This is a genomic window from Streptomyces roseolilacinus, from assembly GCF_014649335.1.
Taxonomy (GTDB): Bacteria; Actinomycetota; Actinomycetes; order Streptomycetales; family Streptomycetaceae; genus Streptomyces; species Streptomyces roseolilacinus.
On sequence record NZ_BMSV01000003.1, the window covers coordinates 204,306 to 220,086 of the forward strand.

12 protein-coding genes are annotated in these 15,781 nt (G+C 74.5%); 4 read left to right on the plus strand and 8 right to left on the minus strand.

Annotated elements, in window-relative coordinates; translation table 11 throughout:
- Positions 1–25: 25 nt before the first annotated feature.
- Positions 26–2,668 carry an aminopeptidase N gene (gene pepN / locus IE106_RS08335; protein WP_229840183.1) on the plus strand — a complete coding sequence of 881 codons (2,643 nt, stop codon included), beginning with the start codon at positions 26–28 and terminating at the stop codon, positions 2,666–2,668.
- Between the two features lie 769 nt (positions 2,669–3,437).
- On the opposite strand, the gene IE106_RS08345 is transcribed toward pepN, so the two are convergent.
- From IE106_RS08345 to IE106_RS08380, 8 genes are all read right to left on the minus strand, one after another.
- Positions 3,438–3,920: a hypothetical protein gene (locus IE106_RS08345; protein WP_189531518.1), complete on the minus strand. Its 483-nt coding sequence runs from the start codon at positions 3,918–3,920 to the stop codon at positions 3,438–3,440.
- Positions 3,921–4,500: 580 nt separating this feature from the next.
- Complete coding sequence (locus IE106_RS08350) at positions 4,501–4,716, minus strand: ferredoxin (protein WP_189531519.1); 216 nt, start codon at positions 4,714–4,716, stop codon at positions 4,501–4,503.
- Positions 4,717–4,720: 4 nt separating this feature from the next.
- A complete protein-coding gene (locus tag IE106_RS08355; protein WP_189531521.1) occupies positions 4,721–5,935 on the minus strand; it encodes a cytochrome P450 in 1,215 nt (404 codons plus the stop codon).
- A 65-nt stretch (positions 5,936–6,000) separates the two neighbouring features.
- Positions 6,001–6,792, minus strand: a complete 792-nt coding sequence (locus IE106_RS08360) for an ABC transporter permease (protein WP_189531522.1) — start codon at positions 6,790–6,792, stop codon at positions 6,001–6,003.
- The gene (locus IE106_RS08365; protein ID WP_189531523.1) at positions 6,789–7,763 is read right to left on the minus strand and encodes an ATP-binding cassette domain-containing protein; all 975 of its coding nucleotides are present in this window, start codon (positions 7,761–7,763) and stop codon (positions 6,789–6,791) included. Before IE106_RS08365 ends, IE106_RS08360 begins: the two co-directional genes overlap by 4 nt.
- 140 nt (positions 7,764–7,903) lie before the next feature.
- A complete protein-coding gene (locus tag IE106_RS08370) occupies positions 7,904–8,740 on the minus strand; it encodes a DUF4097 family beta strand repeat-containing protein (protein ID WP_189531524.1) in 837 nt (278 codons plus the stop codon).
- 87 nt (positions 8,741–8,827) lie between these two features.
- A complete protein-coding gene (locus IE106_RS08375; RefSeq protein ID WP_189531525.1) occupies positions 8,828–9,361 on the minus strand; it encodes a hypothetical protein in 534 nt (177 codons plus the stop codon).
- Between the two features lie 270 nt (positions 9,362–9,631).
- Positions 9,632–10,321, minus strand: a complete 690-nt coding sequence (locus IE106_RS08380) for a TetR/AcrR family transcriptional regulator (RefSeq protein WP_189531526.1) — start codon at positions 10,319–10,321, stop codon at positions 9,632–9,634.
- Positions 10,322–10,477: 156 nt separating this feature from the next.
- Here IE106_RS08380 and IE106_RS08385 point away from each other — a divergent pair, with 156 nt between their 5' ends.
- The 3 genes from IE106_RS08385 (at position 10,478) to IE106_RS08395 (ending at position 15,395) form a co-directional block, all read left to right on the plus strand.
- A complete protein-coding gene (locus IE106_RS08385; protein WP_189531527.1) occupies positions 10,478–12,388 on the plus strand; it encodes an ABC transporter ATP-binding protein in 1,911 nt (636 codons plus the stop codon).
- A complete protein-coding gene (locus tag IE106_RS08390) occupies positions 12,385–14,121 on the plus strand; it encodes an ABC transporter ATP-binding protein (RefSeq protein ID WP_189531528.1) in 1,737 nt (578 codons plus the stop codon). The genes IE106_RS08385 and IE106_RS08390 overlap by 4 nt, the downstream gene beginning before the upstream one ends.
- A 140-nt stretch (positions 14,122–14,261) precedes the next feature.
- Positions 14,262–15,395 (plus strand): serine hydrolase domain-containing protein, encoded by a 1,134-nt coding sequence (locus tag IE106_RS08395; RefSeq protein WP_229840238.1) that lies wholly within the window; start codon positions 14,262–14,264, stop codon positions 15,393–15,395.
- Positions 15,396–15,781: the final 386 nt, after the last annotated feature.

A 15,781-nucleotide genomic window follows, 5' to 3' on the forward strand; every position in this document is an offset into this window, starting at 1 on the left:
CTGGACCACGAGAACAGGAACCACGGTGAGCAAGACCAGCGACCACCCCGCCCCCGTTCGCCGGCTCGACTACCGGCCGCCCGCCTACCTGGTCGAGAGCGTCGACCTGACCTTCGAGCTCGACCCGGCCCGCACCCGCGTCACCGCGCGCACGGTGCTCCTGCCGCAGCGGACGGACGGTGAGGCGGAGCCCCTCCGCCTGGACGGTCGTGACCTCGCCCTGGAGTCGGTCCGCCTCAATGGGCGGGAGCTGGGCCCCGGCGACTACACCCTCGGCGCCGACGCGCTGGTCCTGCCGCCCCAGGCCGGGCGGACCGTCCTCGACGTGGTGACCGTGGTGGAGCCCAAGGCCAACACGGCCCTCACCGGTCTCTACGCCTCCGGCGGGACCCTGCTCACGCAGTGCGAGCCGGAGGGGTTCCGCCGCATCACCTACTACCCGGACCGGCCCGACGTCCTCGCCGTCTACACCTGCCGGCTGGTGGCCGACGAGGAGGAGTTCCCGGTCCTGCTGTCCAACGGCGACCGCCGGGACTCCGGACGCCTGCCGGACGGCCGCCACTGGGTCACCTGGGCCGACCCCCACCCCAAGCCGAGCTACCTGTTCGCCCTGGTCGCCGGCCGCCTGGGCCACATCGAGGACTCCTACCGCACGCGGTCCGGACGGGACGTCCAGGTGCGGGTCTACGCGCGGGAGGGCGCGCTGCCCCGCTGCGCCCACGCCCTCGGGGCGGCGAAGAGGGCCATGGCCTGGGACGAGGAGAGGTTCGGCCTCGAGTACGACCTCGACACGTACACGCTGGTCGGCGTGGACGACTTCAACATGGGCGCCATGGAGAACAAGGGGCTGAACATCTTCAACAGCCTCTACCTCGAGGCCGACCCCGAGACCGCGACCGACGACGACTTCGCCGCGGTCGACACCGTCGTCGCGCACGAGTACTTCCACAACTGGACGGGCAACCGGGTCACCTGCCGGGACATGTTCCAGCTCTCCCTCAAGGAGGGCCTGGCCGTCTACCGGGACGAGCGGTTCTCGGGGGACCTGCGCGGCCCGGGCGTCCAGCGGGTGCGCGACGTCCGCGCCCTGCGCGAGCGTCAGTTCGCCGAGGACGCCGGGCCGCAGGCCCACCCCGTGCGCCCCGACGAGTACCAGGAGATCAGCAACTTCTACACCTGGACCGTCTACAAGAAGGGCTCCGAGGTCATCCGGATGCTCCACACCCTCTTCGGCGAGGAGGGGTTCCGCCGGGGCCTGCGCCTCTACGTCAGCCGCCACGACGGGCAGGCGGCGACGTGCGACCAGTTCGTGGCGGCCATGGCCGAGGCCAACGGCGCGGACCTGACGCAGTTCATGCGCTGGTACGGCCAGGCCGGCACGCCCGTCCTCGACGTGGAACCGGTGTACGACGCCGCGGCCCGCACGTACACCCTGGTCGTGCGCCAGTCGTGTCCCCCCACGCCGAAGCAGCCGGCCAAGGAGCCGCTGCACGTCCCCCTGGCCGTCGCGCTGCTCGACCCGGACGGCCGCCGCGTGCCGCTCCGCCTCACGCACGAGGACGCCCCGTCGGGCACCGAGCGGGTCCTCGAGCTGCGGCAGCCGGTCACCACGTTCACGTTCGCCGACGTCCCCGCCCGGCCCGTGCCGTCCCTGCTGCGCGGCTTCTCCGCACCGGTGCGGATGCGGATGCCCCTGACCAGTGAGGAAAGGATTCTGCTCGCCGCGCACGACGACGACCCCTTCGTACGCTGGGAGTCCCTCCACGGATACCTCACCGAGCTGCTCCTCGGGCGCTACCGCGCCGGCGACGCGGAACCGGCCCCCCTGCCCCCCGCGTTGACGGACGCCCTGGCCCGGCTCCTGCGCCCCGAGGAACCGGAACCGGCCCTGGCCGCGCTGATGCTCGAACTCCCCGGGTTCGACACGCTGTTCGGCGCCCTCGACGAGGTGGACCCGGTCAGGCTGGCCGAGGTGCTGCGGGCGACCCGGGAGGAGCTGGCCCGGACGCTGTACGAGCCGCTGCTGGAGTGCCACCGCCGACTGGACGACGGCCGCCCCTACGTGTTCGACGCGGAGCGGTCCGGGCGGCGCGCGCTGAAGAACGGGTGTCTGTCCTACCTGGCCGAGCTGGACACCCCCGAGGTCGCCGCACTGCTGCACCGCCAGTACGAGCGGGCGGACAACATGACCGACCGGCTGGCGGCGCTCACGGCGCTGGCCGACCGCGGCGACGGCGACGGCGTGCTGGAGGAGTTCGGGCGGCGGTGGCGGGAGCACCCGCTGGTGCTGGACAAGTGGTTCACCGTCCACGCCAGGAGCCGCCGCCCCGACGCGCTGGCGCGCGTCCGGCGGCTGATGGACCACCCGGTGTTCTCCGAGACCAACCCGAACCGGGTCGGAGCGCTGATCATCGCCTTCTGCTTCGAGAACCCGCTGCGCTTCCACGCCGCCGACGGTTCCGGTTACGCCTTCGCCGCCGAGCAGATCCTCCGCCTCGACGCCGTCAACCCGGCCGTCGCGGCGCGTCTCGCGGGGTGCTTCAACTCGTGGCCGAGTCTCGACCCCTCCCGACGGGAGACAGTCCTGCGAACGCTGCAGGTCATCGAAGGATCTGAGGGTCTGTCCCCGGAGACCTCGGAAATCGTGGGCAACGCCTCGGTAGCTTGATTGCGTGTCCGAAACCTGCCCTTGAGTAACCGGATTTGGGTGATTTACCATCGGGTTCGCTTGCGTTGTCGGGGGAACTGCAGGCTGACCACTATCTGAGGTGAAGTCGTCACATCTACGGGGGATCAATGACTTCCTCACGGGCATGCCCCATTTCCGAGGATGACCTCAAGCTGCTGACCCTGTTGGTGACCTACCCGAGCGACGACCCCATAGCGCGACATCTCGATGTGAGTGTGCGGACGGTGCGGCGAAGAATAGCCCGCATCATGGAGATGCTGGGGGTCCAGAACCGCTTCGCCGCCGGCGTGGCCGCAGCTCAGCTCGGGTGGGTCTCCTGCGCCCCGACCGCTCGCCAGCCGGCGGGCGTCCGGGTGTTCTCGACCCTCCCCGCCCGTTCCGAGCGGACGGTGGTTTCCGTCGGAAGCCGGAACTGAGATTCATTTCGCGGTGCGCGCGCCGCGGGATTGCCGAGGGCGGACCGGCCGGACGGGTATCCGGCCGGGACCGCAGGTCCACACCACTGTCCCTTTACCGAACACCGATTCTCCGCGGCTTTCGGACCCCGATCCGACCGGATTACCGGTATTCGCGACCCGTGGTCCGGACCCCGTCCGCCCGGCCGCGTTCGCCGTGCGGCCCTGACCGGTTGTGTTCGGCGCCGGGTGTGCCGTCACCCGCCGCCTCTCCGCCACCGGTCCCGGCCGGCGCGGGGTCCGGGGCCCGTTCACCGCGCGCGCCCCGCGGGCCGGGGCGCGCGACGGGCGCCTCACCGGTCCTCGCGGAGAACGGCCACGTACCTGTCGTCGTAGGGGGCGCCCTCGTCCTCCGGCACCAGCAGGAACGACAGGGCGGCGCGTTCCCCGGCGAAGCGGATCTCGACGGAGGCGTCCTTCTCCCCGCGGCCGAAGTCCGCCGTGGCCGGGTGCTGGGCGGGACCGCCCCAGCGGGCCACCCAGCGCTTCGCGTCCTGTGCCGTCCCGCCGCCCTCTTCGGCGAGCTCGGCGAGGCCCTCGGCGTCACGCGCCCTGAGGCGGGCCAGGACGTGCTCGGTCAGGGCGAGACTGCCGGGCGTGGGGCGCCCGGTGACGGTCAGGTCCAGCGCGGAGGTGCCGTTCCTGACGCGCTCGGGAGTCCGGTCGGTGGAGAGGGCGTCGCAGCCCCCGAGGAGCAGCACGAGCGCTCCGACCGCCCCCACCGACCTGCTTGCTCGCCTCAACTGCGCCTCCTGGTACGGGCGGTGCCGAGGCATTCGGCACCGCTTCCGCGAAACCACCGGTCCGGTGTCGTGTGGCGGGCCGCACCCTGCCGTGTGGCGCCGTCCCTCCTGATGAGGGCGGTGGAGCCGGCACGGTTCCACTTTCCGGAGGAGGGGCGCGAGGACCACGCCCCCGCGCGTCCTCGCGCCCGGCGGCGAGGAGGTGGCGGAGCCGGTGCCCGCGGGGAGGGGGGCCGCGGGAAGGGTGACCGGGCCCCGCCGCCGGAGGGCGGGCCGACCCGGCCGGGAGAAGGGCGCGGCCACGGGGGAGACGGCCTGTCGGAGGGTGTCGTGACGGGGCGGGTGGGCAGGCGGGAAGCGGCCGCGCCGCCGACGGCACGAGGAGGGTGCTGTCGGCGGCGCGGTCGCATTCGGCCCGGGGGGTGGCGCCGGACGGGCACCGGACACGCCGTGCGGCGGGCGCCACCGCGAAGAGGGCCCCCTCCACCCGCACGGGGGGAGGGGGCCCGTGGGCGGCGCGTGCGGGTGTGTCGTGCGGGGCGGTGGCCCGGACCGCCGCGACGGGCCCGTCGGCGTGCGGGCGGCGGCGTCGCCCGGTGGCGACGGGCCGCGTCTACGCGGTGGTGGGGCGGCCGTGCTCGGCGACGGTGACGGCCGAGGCGGGGCAGACACCGGCGGCGAGGCGGACCGCCGCGTGCCGGTCCTCCGGCGGGTGGGGGTCCAGGAGGACGACGAGGCCCTGGTCCTGGTCCTGGTCGAAGACGCCGGGGGCGGTCAGGGCGCACATCCCGGCGCCGAGGCAGCGGTCGCGGTCGACGCGGACGTCCACGGGATCAGTCCTCGTCCCACGTGACGGGCAGCCGGTGGACGCCGTAGATGTTCATGCCGGTGCGCAGCGGGACCTCGTCGGCCGGTGTGTCCAGGCGCAGCGCGGGGAACCGGGTGAGCAGCGCGGGCAGGGCGACGGCGAGTTCGACGCGGGCGAGCTGCTGGCCGAGGCACTGGTGGATGCCGTGCCCGAAGCCGAGGTGCCCGGTGGCCCGGCGGTGCAGGTCGAGGACGTCCGGGTCGGGGAACCGCTCCGGGTCCCGGTTGGCGGCTTCGAGGGAGACGGTGACGCTCTCACCGGCCCTGACCACCTGTCCGCCGACCTCGACGTCCTCCAGGGCGGTCCGCACGCTGGTGTGGGCGACGGTCAGGTACCGCATCAGCTCCTCGACGGCCTGCGGCGCGAGTTCCGGGTCGTCGCGCAGGGCCTCGGCCTGGGCCGGGTTGCTCAGCAGGGCGAAGGTGCCGTGGGCGATCATGTTGGCGGTGGTGTCGAGGCCGGCGGCGAGGAGGAAGCCCCCGAGGCCGACCAGTTCCTCGTCGGTGAGGTCGGACTCCCGGGCGAGGTCGCCGAGCAGGTCGTCGCAGGGCGCGGCGCGCTTGGCGGCGACCAGTTCCGCCATGTACTCCAGGAGCCCGTTCATGGCCGCGTGCCGGTCCTCCGGCGCCGCCTCCATGGACATGAGCGTGTGGGCGTGGTCCTGGAAGCGCCCGCGGTCGGCGTACGGCACCCCGAGCAGCTCGCAGATCACCAGCGCGGGGATGGGCCGGGCGTACGCCTCGACCAGGTCGGTGCCCGGGCCCCGGCGCTCCAGCGCGTCCAGGTGCTCGGCGGTGATCTCCCTTACCCAGTCGGTCAGTTGACGCATCCGCCGTACGGTGAACCTGCCCATGAGCAGGCGCCGGAGGCGGGTGTGCTCGGGGGCGTCCATCCCGGTCATGTCCCCGACCGGGGCGGGCGGCAGCGGGCCCTCGGGGCCGCCGGGGAAGGGGTAGTGCATCAGCTCGTAGCGGGAGCTGAAGCGCGGGTCGCCCAGGACGAAGCGGACCGCGGCGTGGCCGGTGGCCAGCCAGCCGACGTGCCCGTCCGGGTACGTCATGCGGGCCAGCGGCCGCTCCTCGCGCAGCTGCGCGAGGCCGGCGGGCGGATCGAACGGGCAGCCGGCGGCGCGCCCGGTGGGAAGCGTGACGGGGGCGGCGTGCGTCGGTTCGTGCTGCATGGGGTCCTCCGTGGAGAGTGACGTGCGGTGAACGGGACCGTGCCGGGGGTGGGGCGGGGTGGGACTCACCGCTTGGCGGTGCGGTCGAAGGCGGAGCGCGCCCAGAGGCAGCCGACGAGGGTCAGGCCGACGCACCAGGCGACCGCGACGTATCCGCTGGTGCCGATGCCGGTGCCCATGAGCAGGCCGCGCAGGGTCTCGATGACGGGCGTGAAGGGCTGGTACTCGGCGAACCAGCGCAGCCCGGTCGGCATGGAGTCGGTCGGGACGATGGCGCTGCCGAGGAAGGGCAGGAAGGTCAGCGGCAGCGGCGTGTTGCTCGCCGACTCGGGGGTCCTGGCCACCAGGCCGATGCCGGCCGACAGCCAGGTCAGGGCCAGGACGAGCAGGGTCAGCAGGCCGATCGCGGCGATCCACTCGACGGGCGTGGCGTCGGGGCGGAAGCCGATCGCGAGGGCGACGACGATCACCAGGGCGATGGCGACCAGGGTCTGGACGACGCTGCCCACGACGTGCCCGGTCAGGAACGCGGCGCGGGAGATCGACATCGTGCGGAACCGGTTGACGATGCCCTCGGTCATGTCGACGCAGACACCGACCGCCGTGGCCACCGCCCCGGCGGTCGCGGCCATCAGGATGATGCCGGGCGCGACGTAGTCGACGTACTCCCCGCCGCCGCTCGGCGCCGCTTCGATGCCGGCGCCGAGGGCGCCGCCGAAGGCGTAGGTGAACAGGAGCAGCATCATCACCGGCATGGTGACGACCGACAGGGTCATGGCGGGGTAGCGCAGGGCGCGCTTGAGGTTGCGCCGCAGCATCGTCACCGAGTCGCGGACGGTGTACGCGAGGGTGCTCATCGGGAGGTCTCCTTCGGGGAGCCGGTCCGGCCGGTCAGGGTGAGGAACACGTCGTCGAGGTCGGGGGTGTGCACGGTCAGGGACTCGGCGTGGATCGACGCGCCGTCCAGGACGTCGAGCACGGCGCGCAGGGTCGGGATGCTCCCGTCGCCCGGGACGCGCAGGGTGAGTTCCTCGGGGTCGGCGGCGACCGCGCCGAAGTGCCGTACGGCGGCGCGCAGTTGATCCGGGTCGGGGAACCGGAGGCGGATGTGGCCGCCGGGGATGAGGCGCTTGAGCTCGTCGGCCGTCCCCTCGGCGACGATCCCGCCGCGGTCGAGGACGGCGATGCGGTCGGCGAGGTGGTCGGCCTCCTCCAGGTACTGCGTGGTGAGGAAGACGGTCACCCCCTGGTCGGCGACCAGGCCGCGGATGATCCCCCAGAGGGTGCGGCGGCTGCGCGGGTCGAGCCCCGTGGTCGGCTCGTCGAGGAAGATGATCCGGGGGTCCCCGACCAGCGTCATCGCCAGGTCGAGCTTGCGGCGCATCCCGCCGGAGAAGGCGGTCACCGGCTTCCCGGCGACCTCCGTCAGCTCGAACCGCTCCAGCAGCGCCGCGGCCCGGCGCCGGCCCTCGCGGCGGGGCAGGTGGCGCAGGTCCGCCATGAGGAGCAGGTTCTCCTCGGCGGTGAGGAGGCCGTCGACGGCGGCGAACTGGCCGGTGACCCCGATGGCGGAGCGCACACCGGCGGGTTCGCGCGCCAGGTCGTGCCCGGCGATCCGCGCGGTGCCGCCGTCCGCGGAGACGAGCGTGGAGAGGATCTCCACGGTCGTGGTCTTGCCGGCGCCGTTGGGGCCGAGCAGGGCGAAGACCGACCCCTGGGGGATGTCCAGGTCGATGCCGTCCAGGACGGTCTTGTCGCCGTACGACTTGCGCAGCCCGCGGGCGGAGATCGCCGGCGGGGCGAGGGTGGCGGTGGGTGTGGCGACCATGCGGTCACGTCTCCTCTGGCTGGGTGGTGGCGTTTCGCGCACGGCAGGCCACCCGCGGCGTGCCACGGGGGCCCTCGCTCGGGTGCTGCGGTTCGTGCGGCGTCACGCATGGGGCGGTGCTTTCCGGTAGTACGGGGAGGTCAGGCGCGGTGGATCTCGACGTCGCCGACGCCGGTGCGGGCGTGGATCTCGACGGTCTCGTCGGAGGTGCCGGGGCCCTCGGCGGCGCCGAGGGTGTTGCGGACCGTGCCGACGCGGGAGTTGACGTCCAGCCAGGCCGCGGTGGCCTCGCGGATGCCGATCTCGATGTCGCCGGCGCCGGTCTGGAGCCGGACCACGCCCCGGGCGACCTCCCCGAGGCGGATGGCGCCGTGGGCGGACCTCGCCTCGACCGAGGCGTGGGCGACGCCGACCGTGAGGTGGCCGTTGGAGGCGTTCGCCTTGAGGTCGCCGGTGACCTCGCCGATGACGGTCTCGCCGTTGCCGTTCCTGACGGTCGCCGCGCCGGTGATCGTCTTGATGTCGATCCGGCCCGCCCCGCGGACCTCCGCGTCGCCCGCCACGCGGTCGACGCGGATGTCGCCGTGGCCGGTCTGCAGGTGCGCGGCGCCGGTCCCGCCGAGCCGGATGTCGCCGAGCGAGGTCTTGATCCGGCACTCGCCGAGCGGTCCTTCGCCGGTGTAGTCGCCCAGGGGGGAGGTGCCGCGCAGGTGCGAGCCGGCGGGCAGTTCGACGGTCACGTCGATCGACCCGTGCTTGCCGAAGAGGGAGCGTTTCCTGGGGCCCTTGACCGTCAGGGTGCCGTTGGCGTACGTGACGTTCGTCTGCTGCACCGCCCGGACGTCGGCGTCGTCGGTGCCGTTGCTCGGCAGAACCTCGACGACCGTGTCGGTCCGCTCGCTCGCGCTGATCCGCACGTTGCCCGCCTCGAAGTCGAGGACCGCGGTGATGGGCTGGGGCGTGTCGTAAGAAGGCATGGCTGTCCCGTCCTCTTGGCTCTGGTGTGTTCCCGCGCGGGTGGCGCGGGTGGCGCGTGGTGCTGTGCGGCGTGGTGCCGGGGCCGGCTAGCGGACCCAGCCCCGGTAGCTCTGGCCGTGCCGCGGGGAGCGGCCGGCGGGCCGGGCCGCCCCACCCGGTTCCAGGGCGAGGGAGACCGCCCGTACGAGCCAGGCGTTGACCGACAGGCCCTCCTGGCCGGCGGCCTCCTCGACGCGGGCCTTGAGGTGCGCCGGGAGCCGGAAGTTGATGCGGGCGGTGCCCCCTTCGTCGCCCTCTCCGGCCGGTGGCACCACTGGTGCCACCGATGGCGCCGGTGGTGCCATCTCGGGCGCGCCCTCGCCGGGCGCCTCCGGGGCGGGCGGCGCCGTGACCACGAACTCGGGGTCGAGCCCCCGCAGCCGTACGTCCACCGAACCCGGCGCCAGCTCCCGGGTGATCTCGTCCGATGCGGCGGAGAGCGCGTTGAGCAGGGTCAGCCGGGCGGCGGACTCCAGGGGGGCGGTCAGCCGCTCGGCCAGGGCGCGGGCCTCCTCGCCGCCCGCGTTCGCGGCGACGGCGAGTTCCTGGCGGAGGTGGTCAACGTAGGGCGTCAGGTCCATGGCTCTATGGTGGCACCATCATGGCGCCATTGCAAGCCTTGATGGCGCCAAGTGGCACCGGTTGGCGTCACGTGGTGCCACTCGGTCCCTGAGTGGTGCCGTCGCGGCCCACTGGCGTCCGGACCCCCGCGCGTGCGAGTCGGAGCGCGCACGGGCCGGGCGGTGAAGCGGTGGACGCGGTCGCCGGGGATCGCCCACCGGCCGCCACGGGAGGCGCCGGCGGGTGGGGAAGCGCCGGCGCGCGGGCGGCCGGGGCCCTTTGCCCCGCCCTCAGTCCGCGTCGCCCCCGGCCGCCCCCGAGGCCTGGGCGAGCAGCCCGTCGACGAGCGCGCGGAGCCCCTGGGGGTAGGTGTCCCGTCCGGCCAGCGCGGGCCACCGGTCGCCGATGGCGGCCAGATGGGGCAGCCGGGAGGCGTCGAAGGAGCCGCGGAAGGCGGGGCGCCTGTCGTCGGCCCGCCGATGGGGCGAGCGGGCGCGGACGAGGACCTCGCCGACGGTGTAGTACCAGACGCTGCGGAAGACGTGGACGGACTGCTCGGGCGTGCATCCGTGGTCGTCGGCCCCGGCCACGATGGCTTCGACCATCCACAGCGCCGACTCGTCGAGCAGGCCCACGAAGCCGTCGGCGGTGAGGACCTCCGCGGCCCACGGCCAGGAGGCGAGGGCGTCGTGCATGGCGAGGGCGGCCGCGACGATGCGCTCCCTCGGTGCGCGGGGCAGCTCGGGGCGCTCGATCCGGTCGACGTGCTGGTTGAGGAGGAGGACCAGCAGGTCCTCCCTGTCGCGGATGTGGTGGTAGAGGGTCGTCGCCCCGATGCCGAGCTCGGCGGCCAGCCGGCGGATGGTGAGCTTCTCCCAGCCGTCCCGGTCGATGAGTCGGCGGGCCGCGGCCAGGATCTGCGCGCGGGAGGTCACGGGCGGCCGGCCGGTACGGCCGTGCGGTGCGGGCGGTCGCGACATCGCCCCATCATGCCGCCCCGCCGCCCCGCACCGCGCAACGGGGTGGGCACCCCCTCCCGTGTTCCCAACGGCCCTCTCGGATGCTACTTTCGGAACACGTTCCGAAAGTCGGTGCGGCAGCCGCGGGGGCGGCACGGGGGAAAGGCGGGGAGGGCGATGGGCACCACCGAGCTCGCCCGGGCGGCGGAGCGGTCCACGACACGACGGGACGCGGACCCCCCGGCGGGACCGTCCGTGGCGGGGCTGTTACGCCCGTACGGCCGGAGCCTCGCCGCCGTGGTCGTCCTGCAGGTCGTCGGTGCCCTCGCGGGCCTGGCACCGCTGCTGGCCGTCGTCGAACTGGGCCGCACGCTGCTGGCGCCGGGCCCGACCGACCACGCGCACGTCCGGAACGTCGTGGCCGCGGGCGCCGCCGGCCTGTTCGTACGCCTCCTGTTCACGGCCGCGTCCTCGGCCGTCGGGCACCTGCTCGACGGCCGGGTGCAACTGGCGCTGCGCCGGCAGCTGGCCGCGCGGCTCGGACGCGTCCCGATCGGCTGGCTCTCCCGCCGCCGGACCGGTGAACTGGCCAAGGTGGTGGGCGAGGACGTCGGCGCCGTGCACCCGTTCATCGCCCACACCCCCGGCGAGCTCGTCGCCGCGTTCGTGGTGCCGCTGACGTCGCTGGTCTACCTGCTCACCGTCGACTGGCGGCTCACGCTGGTCACGCTGCTGCCCGTCCTGCTGGCCGTGGCGCTGGTCCCCCTGCTGACGACCCCGGCCCGGCTGCGCGAACAGGAGGAGTTCGACACGGCCATGGGGCGGATCTCGGACTCCGTCGTCGAGTTCGTGCAGGGCATCTCGGTGGTCAAGGTGTTCGGCGGCTCCGGCCGTGCCCACCGGGCGTTCACCGAGGCCGCGGACGAGTTCGTCGGCACCTTCCGGCGGTGGGTCCACGGCGTCTCCGCGATCGCCGCGGGCATGCAGCTGGCGCTGTCGCCGCCGTTCGTGCTGCTGGTCGTCCTGGTCGGCGGCGCGGTCCTGCTCACCCGCGGCGACCTGGCGCCGGCCGACCTGCTGCCCTTCCTCCTGCTCGGACCGGGCCTGACCGCCCCGGTGGCCGCCCTGGGCCACGGCTTCGACGAGATGCAGGCCGCCCGGCGCGCGGTCGGGCGGGTCCGGGACGTGCTCGCCGTACCGCCGCTGCCGGAACCGGCGCGCCCCGCCGCGCCGCGGGGGCACCGGGTGGAGCTGCGTGGCGTCCGGTTCGGGTACGAGCCCGGCCGCGAGGTGCTGCGCGGGATCGACCTGGTGCTCGAACCGGGGACGGTCACCGCGGTCGTCGGGCCGTCCGGCGGCGGGAAGTCCACCCTGGTCCGGCTGCTGCCCCGGTTCTTCGACCCGACGCACGGTTCGGTCACCCTGGGCGGCGTCGACCTGCGCGACCTCGACGGCCGCGAGCTCTACCGGACGGTCTCCTTCGTCTTCCAGGACGTACGCCTGCTCCGCGCGTCGGTCGCGGACAACATCGCGCTGGCGGTACCGCACGCCGGCCTCGACGACGTGGTGCGCGCCGCCCGGCTCGCCCACATCCACGACCGCGTCCTGGAACTGCCCCGCGGGTACGACACGGTCATCGGCGAGGAGACCGGGCTGTCGGGCGGCGAGGCGCAGCGGATCTCGCTCGCCCGCGCCCTGCTCGCCGACACGCCCGTGCTGGTGCTCGACGAGGCGACCGCCTTCGCCGACCCCCGGACCGAACACGCCGTGCGCCGGGCGCTGACGGCGACCGGGGGCGACCGGACCGTCCTGGTCATCGCCCACCGCCTGGAGACGATCGCCGAGGCCGACACCGTCGTGGTGCTCGAGGACGGCGCGATCGTCGAACGCGGCCGCCCCGCCGAACTGCTGGCGCGCGGCGGCAGGTTCTCCGCGCTCTGGCAGGCCCACCACTCCGCGGTCACCGGGGTCGCCCGGCACACCGGGGACGCCTGGGGCACCGGAGCCACCGGAGACGCCGAACCCGCCGCCGACGCCGCGGTCGCCGAGGCCCGGTCCGGCGCCCCGCGAGGAGAGGACCCCCGATGATCCGCGTACTCCTGCGCGTACTGGGGCACGAGCACGCCAGCCCGCTGCGGCGCACCGTGACCCTGATGACGGCGGCCGCCGTGGCCGAAGGACTGTCCTACGCCCTGCTGGTGCCGCTCCTGCGGGCCCTGCTCGGGCCCGCCCCCGAGGACGCCTGGCCCTGGCTGGCCGCCTTCGGGGCCGCCGTCGCGGCCTGCGCGGTGCTGCGCTACCTCGGTGACCTGTCCGGGTTCCGCGTCGGGGCCGCCCTCCTGCACGGCATGTACCACCGCCTCGGCGACCACCTGGCCCGGCTGCCCGTCGGCTGGTACGACACGAACCGCCTCGGCGAGCTGTCCGTCCTGGCCGGGCGCGGCGTCCTGCAGGCGATGAGCGCCGTCGCCCACCTCCTGGCGCCGTTCGTCTCCGCCTGCGTGACGCCCCTGACGATCGTCGCCGTGATGCTCTGCTTCAGCTGGCAGGCGGGGTTGGCCGCGCTGGTCGCCGTACCGGTCGTGGCGGCGGTCGACGCCCGGGCGGGCCGCGCGACGGCCGCCGGCGACGCGGAGCGCGCCGAACGCGACCACGAGGCCACCGCGCGGGTCATCGAGTACCTCCAGGCCCAGCCGGTGCTGCGCGCCGGCGGCCGGACCACCGAACGCTTCCGGTCGCTGGACGACTCGCTGCGGGACCTCCGGCGCGCCTCCCGCCGCTCCGTCCTGTCGGCGCTCCCCGGAGTGGTGGGCCTGACGCTCACGGTGCAGGCCGTGTTCACCGCGCTGCTGGCCCTGGGCGCCCACCTCGCGCTCGCCGGGGAGCTCGGCGCGGCGGAGGCCCTGGCGATCCTGGTGCTGGCCGCCCGCTGCGCGGACCCCCTGCTGTCGCTGACCGACATCGGCGGCAAGCTCCGCGGCGCACGGCACGTCCTGGCGCGCCTCGACGCCGTCCTGGGCACCGAACCGCTGCCGGAACCCGCCCGGCCGGTCCGGCCGGTGCGCCACGACCTCGCGTTCGACTCCGTCGTCTTCCGGCGCGGCGACCGCACGGTGGTCCGGGACCTCTCGCTGTCCGTGCCGGAGGGGCAGCGGCTCGCCGTCGTCGGACCGTCCGGGGCGGGCAAGAGCACCCTCCTGCACCTGCTCGCGCGGTTCCACGACGTGGACGCGGGCGCGGTGCGCATGGGCGGCGTGGACGTGCGCGACATCGACACCGAGGGACTGATGGCCCGGATCGCCGTCGTCTTCCAGGACGTCCGCCTCTTCGACGGGACGATCGAGGAGAACGTGCGCCTCGGCCGCCCCGGAGCCTCCGAGGCCGAGGTGCGGGCGGCGGCGGCCGCGGCGCGCCTGGACGAGGTGATCGAACGGCTGCCCGGCGGCTGGGCCGCGCACGTCGGCGAGGGCGGCGCGCTGCTGTCGGGCGGCGAACGCCAACGCGTCTCGATCGCGCGGGCGCTGCTGAAGGACGCGCCCGTCGTGCTGCTCGACGAGGTGACCTCCGCGCTGGACCCGGTGAACGAGGCCGCCGTCCACGAGGGCGTCGAGCGGCTGATGGCGGGCCGGACGGTGGTGATGGTCGCGCACCGGTCGCGGACCGTCCGGCACGCCGACCGCGTCGTCCTCCTGGACGGCGGCCGGGTCGTGGAGGACGGCGGCCACGACGAGCTGCTGCGCCGCGGGGGCCGCTACGCCGACTTCTGGAAGACCTCCCTGACACCGACCACCCATCCGATCCTGAAAGGACCCGCCTCGTGAAGAACCGACCGGCCCCGTACGCGGAAACCGCCCCGCCCGGCACCCGCACGGGCGCGACGGCGCCACCCGACGGCACGAACCCCGCGCCACCCGACGGCACGAACCCCGCACTGTCCGACGGCACGCCCCCGCCGGCCGGTATCGACCCCGCGGGGCTGGACGCCGCCGCGGACGGCGTCCACCGCGCGGGCGTACCGGGGGTGTTCGCCGAAGTGCGCGACGGCGACCGGACGTGGCGCGGCGCCTTCGGGGTCGCCGACGTCACCACCGGCCGTCCCGTCACACCCGACATGCGGCACCGCGTCGGGAGCATCACGAAGACCTTCACCGCCGCCGCCGTCATGCGACAGGTCGAGCAGGGCCGGATCGGCCTCGACACGCCGATCGGCACCTACCTCCCGGACCTGGTGCCGGGGGAGCGGGGCAGGAGGATCACGGTACGGATGCTGCTCAACCACACCAGCGGCATCCCCGACCACATCCGCCACGCGTTCCCCTCCCTGCTGGAGAACCCGCCCCGGCCGGAGAGCCTGGACGACAACCGGTTCCGCCGGTTCCGCGCCGCCGACCTCATCCGGATGGGCCTCGAACTTCCTCCGGCCGGCGAGCCCGGAAGCCCGACGGGCGTGTACTCCAACGTCAACTACCTCCTCCTGGGCCGGCTCCTGGAGGAGGTGACGGGCACCACGGCCGAGCGGTGCATCACCCGCGACGTCATCGAGCCCGCCGGACTCCGGCACACCGGCTTCCCGGCCGGACCGCACGTCGAGGGACCCCACCCGCGGATGTACGAGGCCCTCTACGGCATCATCGACCCCCCGCGCGACTACAGCGTCTACGACATGTCCTGGGTGGGCACCGGGGCCGCCCTGACCTCGACCATGGCGGACCTCAACCGCTTCTACGGGGCGCTGCTCGCCGGCCGGATCGTCGGCGAGGCGTCGCTCGCGCAGATGCGGCGCACGCTCCCGGTGCGCGCCCTGGACGGATCGACGATCGAGTACGGCCTCGGCCTGCACAAGGTCGACGTCCCCGGCTGCGGCACCTTCTGGGGCCACGACGGCACGGTCTGGGGAGCCGGGACGATGTCCCTGACCCGGGCCGACGGCGGACGCCGGATGTCCGTCGCGATCAACCTCATCAGGTGGAGCCGGCCGGACTCCGGGGACGGCCCGCCACGCCACCCCATCGACGACGCGCTGAAGGAGCTGTACCGGCGGGCACTGGGCGGAACCCCCGAGACCTCCCACCAGCCGCCCGGCCACACCGGCTGAACCCCGCCGCGACGCCCCGCCCGGCCCCGGCCCCCGCGCCCCGGCGAGGGCTTCGGGGCCGGGCGGACACCGGCGCCAGGCGGGGCGGACCGCCGGGCGGGCGCGGGGCACCCGGCAGGCGGGCCGTCGTGCCGGCACGCGGGGACCCGGCCCGTCGCGGTCGACGGGCCCCACGGGCCGCACCCCGCGCACCGTCAGACCGCGCCCACCGTGTCGACCAGTTCCGCGAGCGCTCCGGCGAGTGCGTCCAGCCCGGGACCGGCCGGGCGCCCGGCTCGGTCAGGTGGACGCCGGCATGGCTGTCGGTACCGCCAGGTACCCTCGATGCGTCATCAACGCGGCCCGACGAGCTTCCGCTCCACCCCGGTGGGGCCCGAAGGACATGC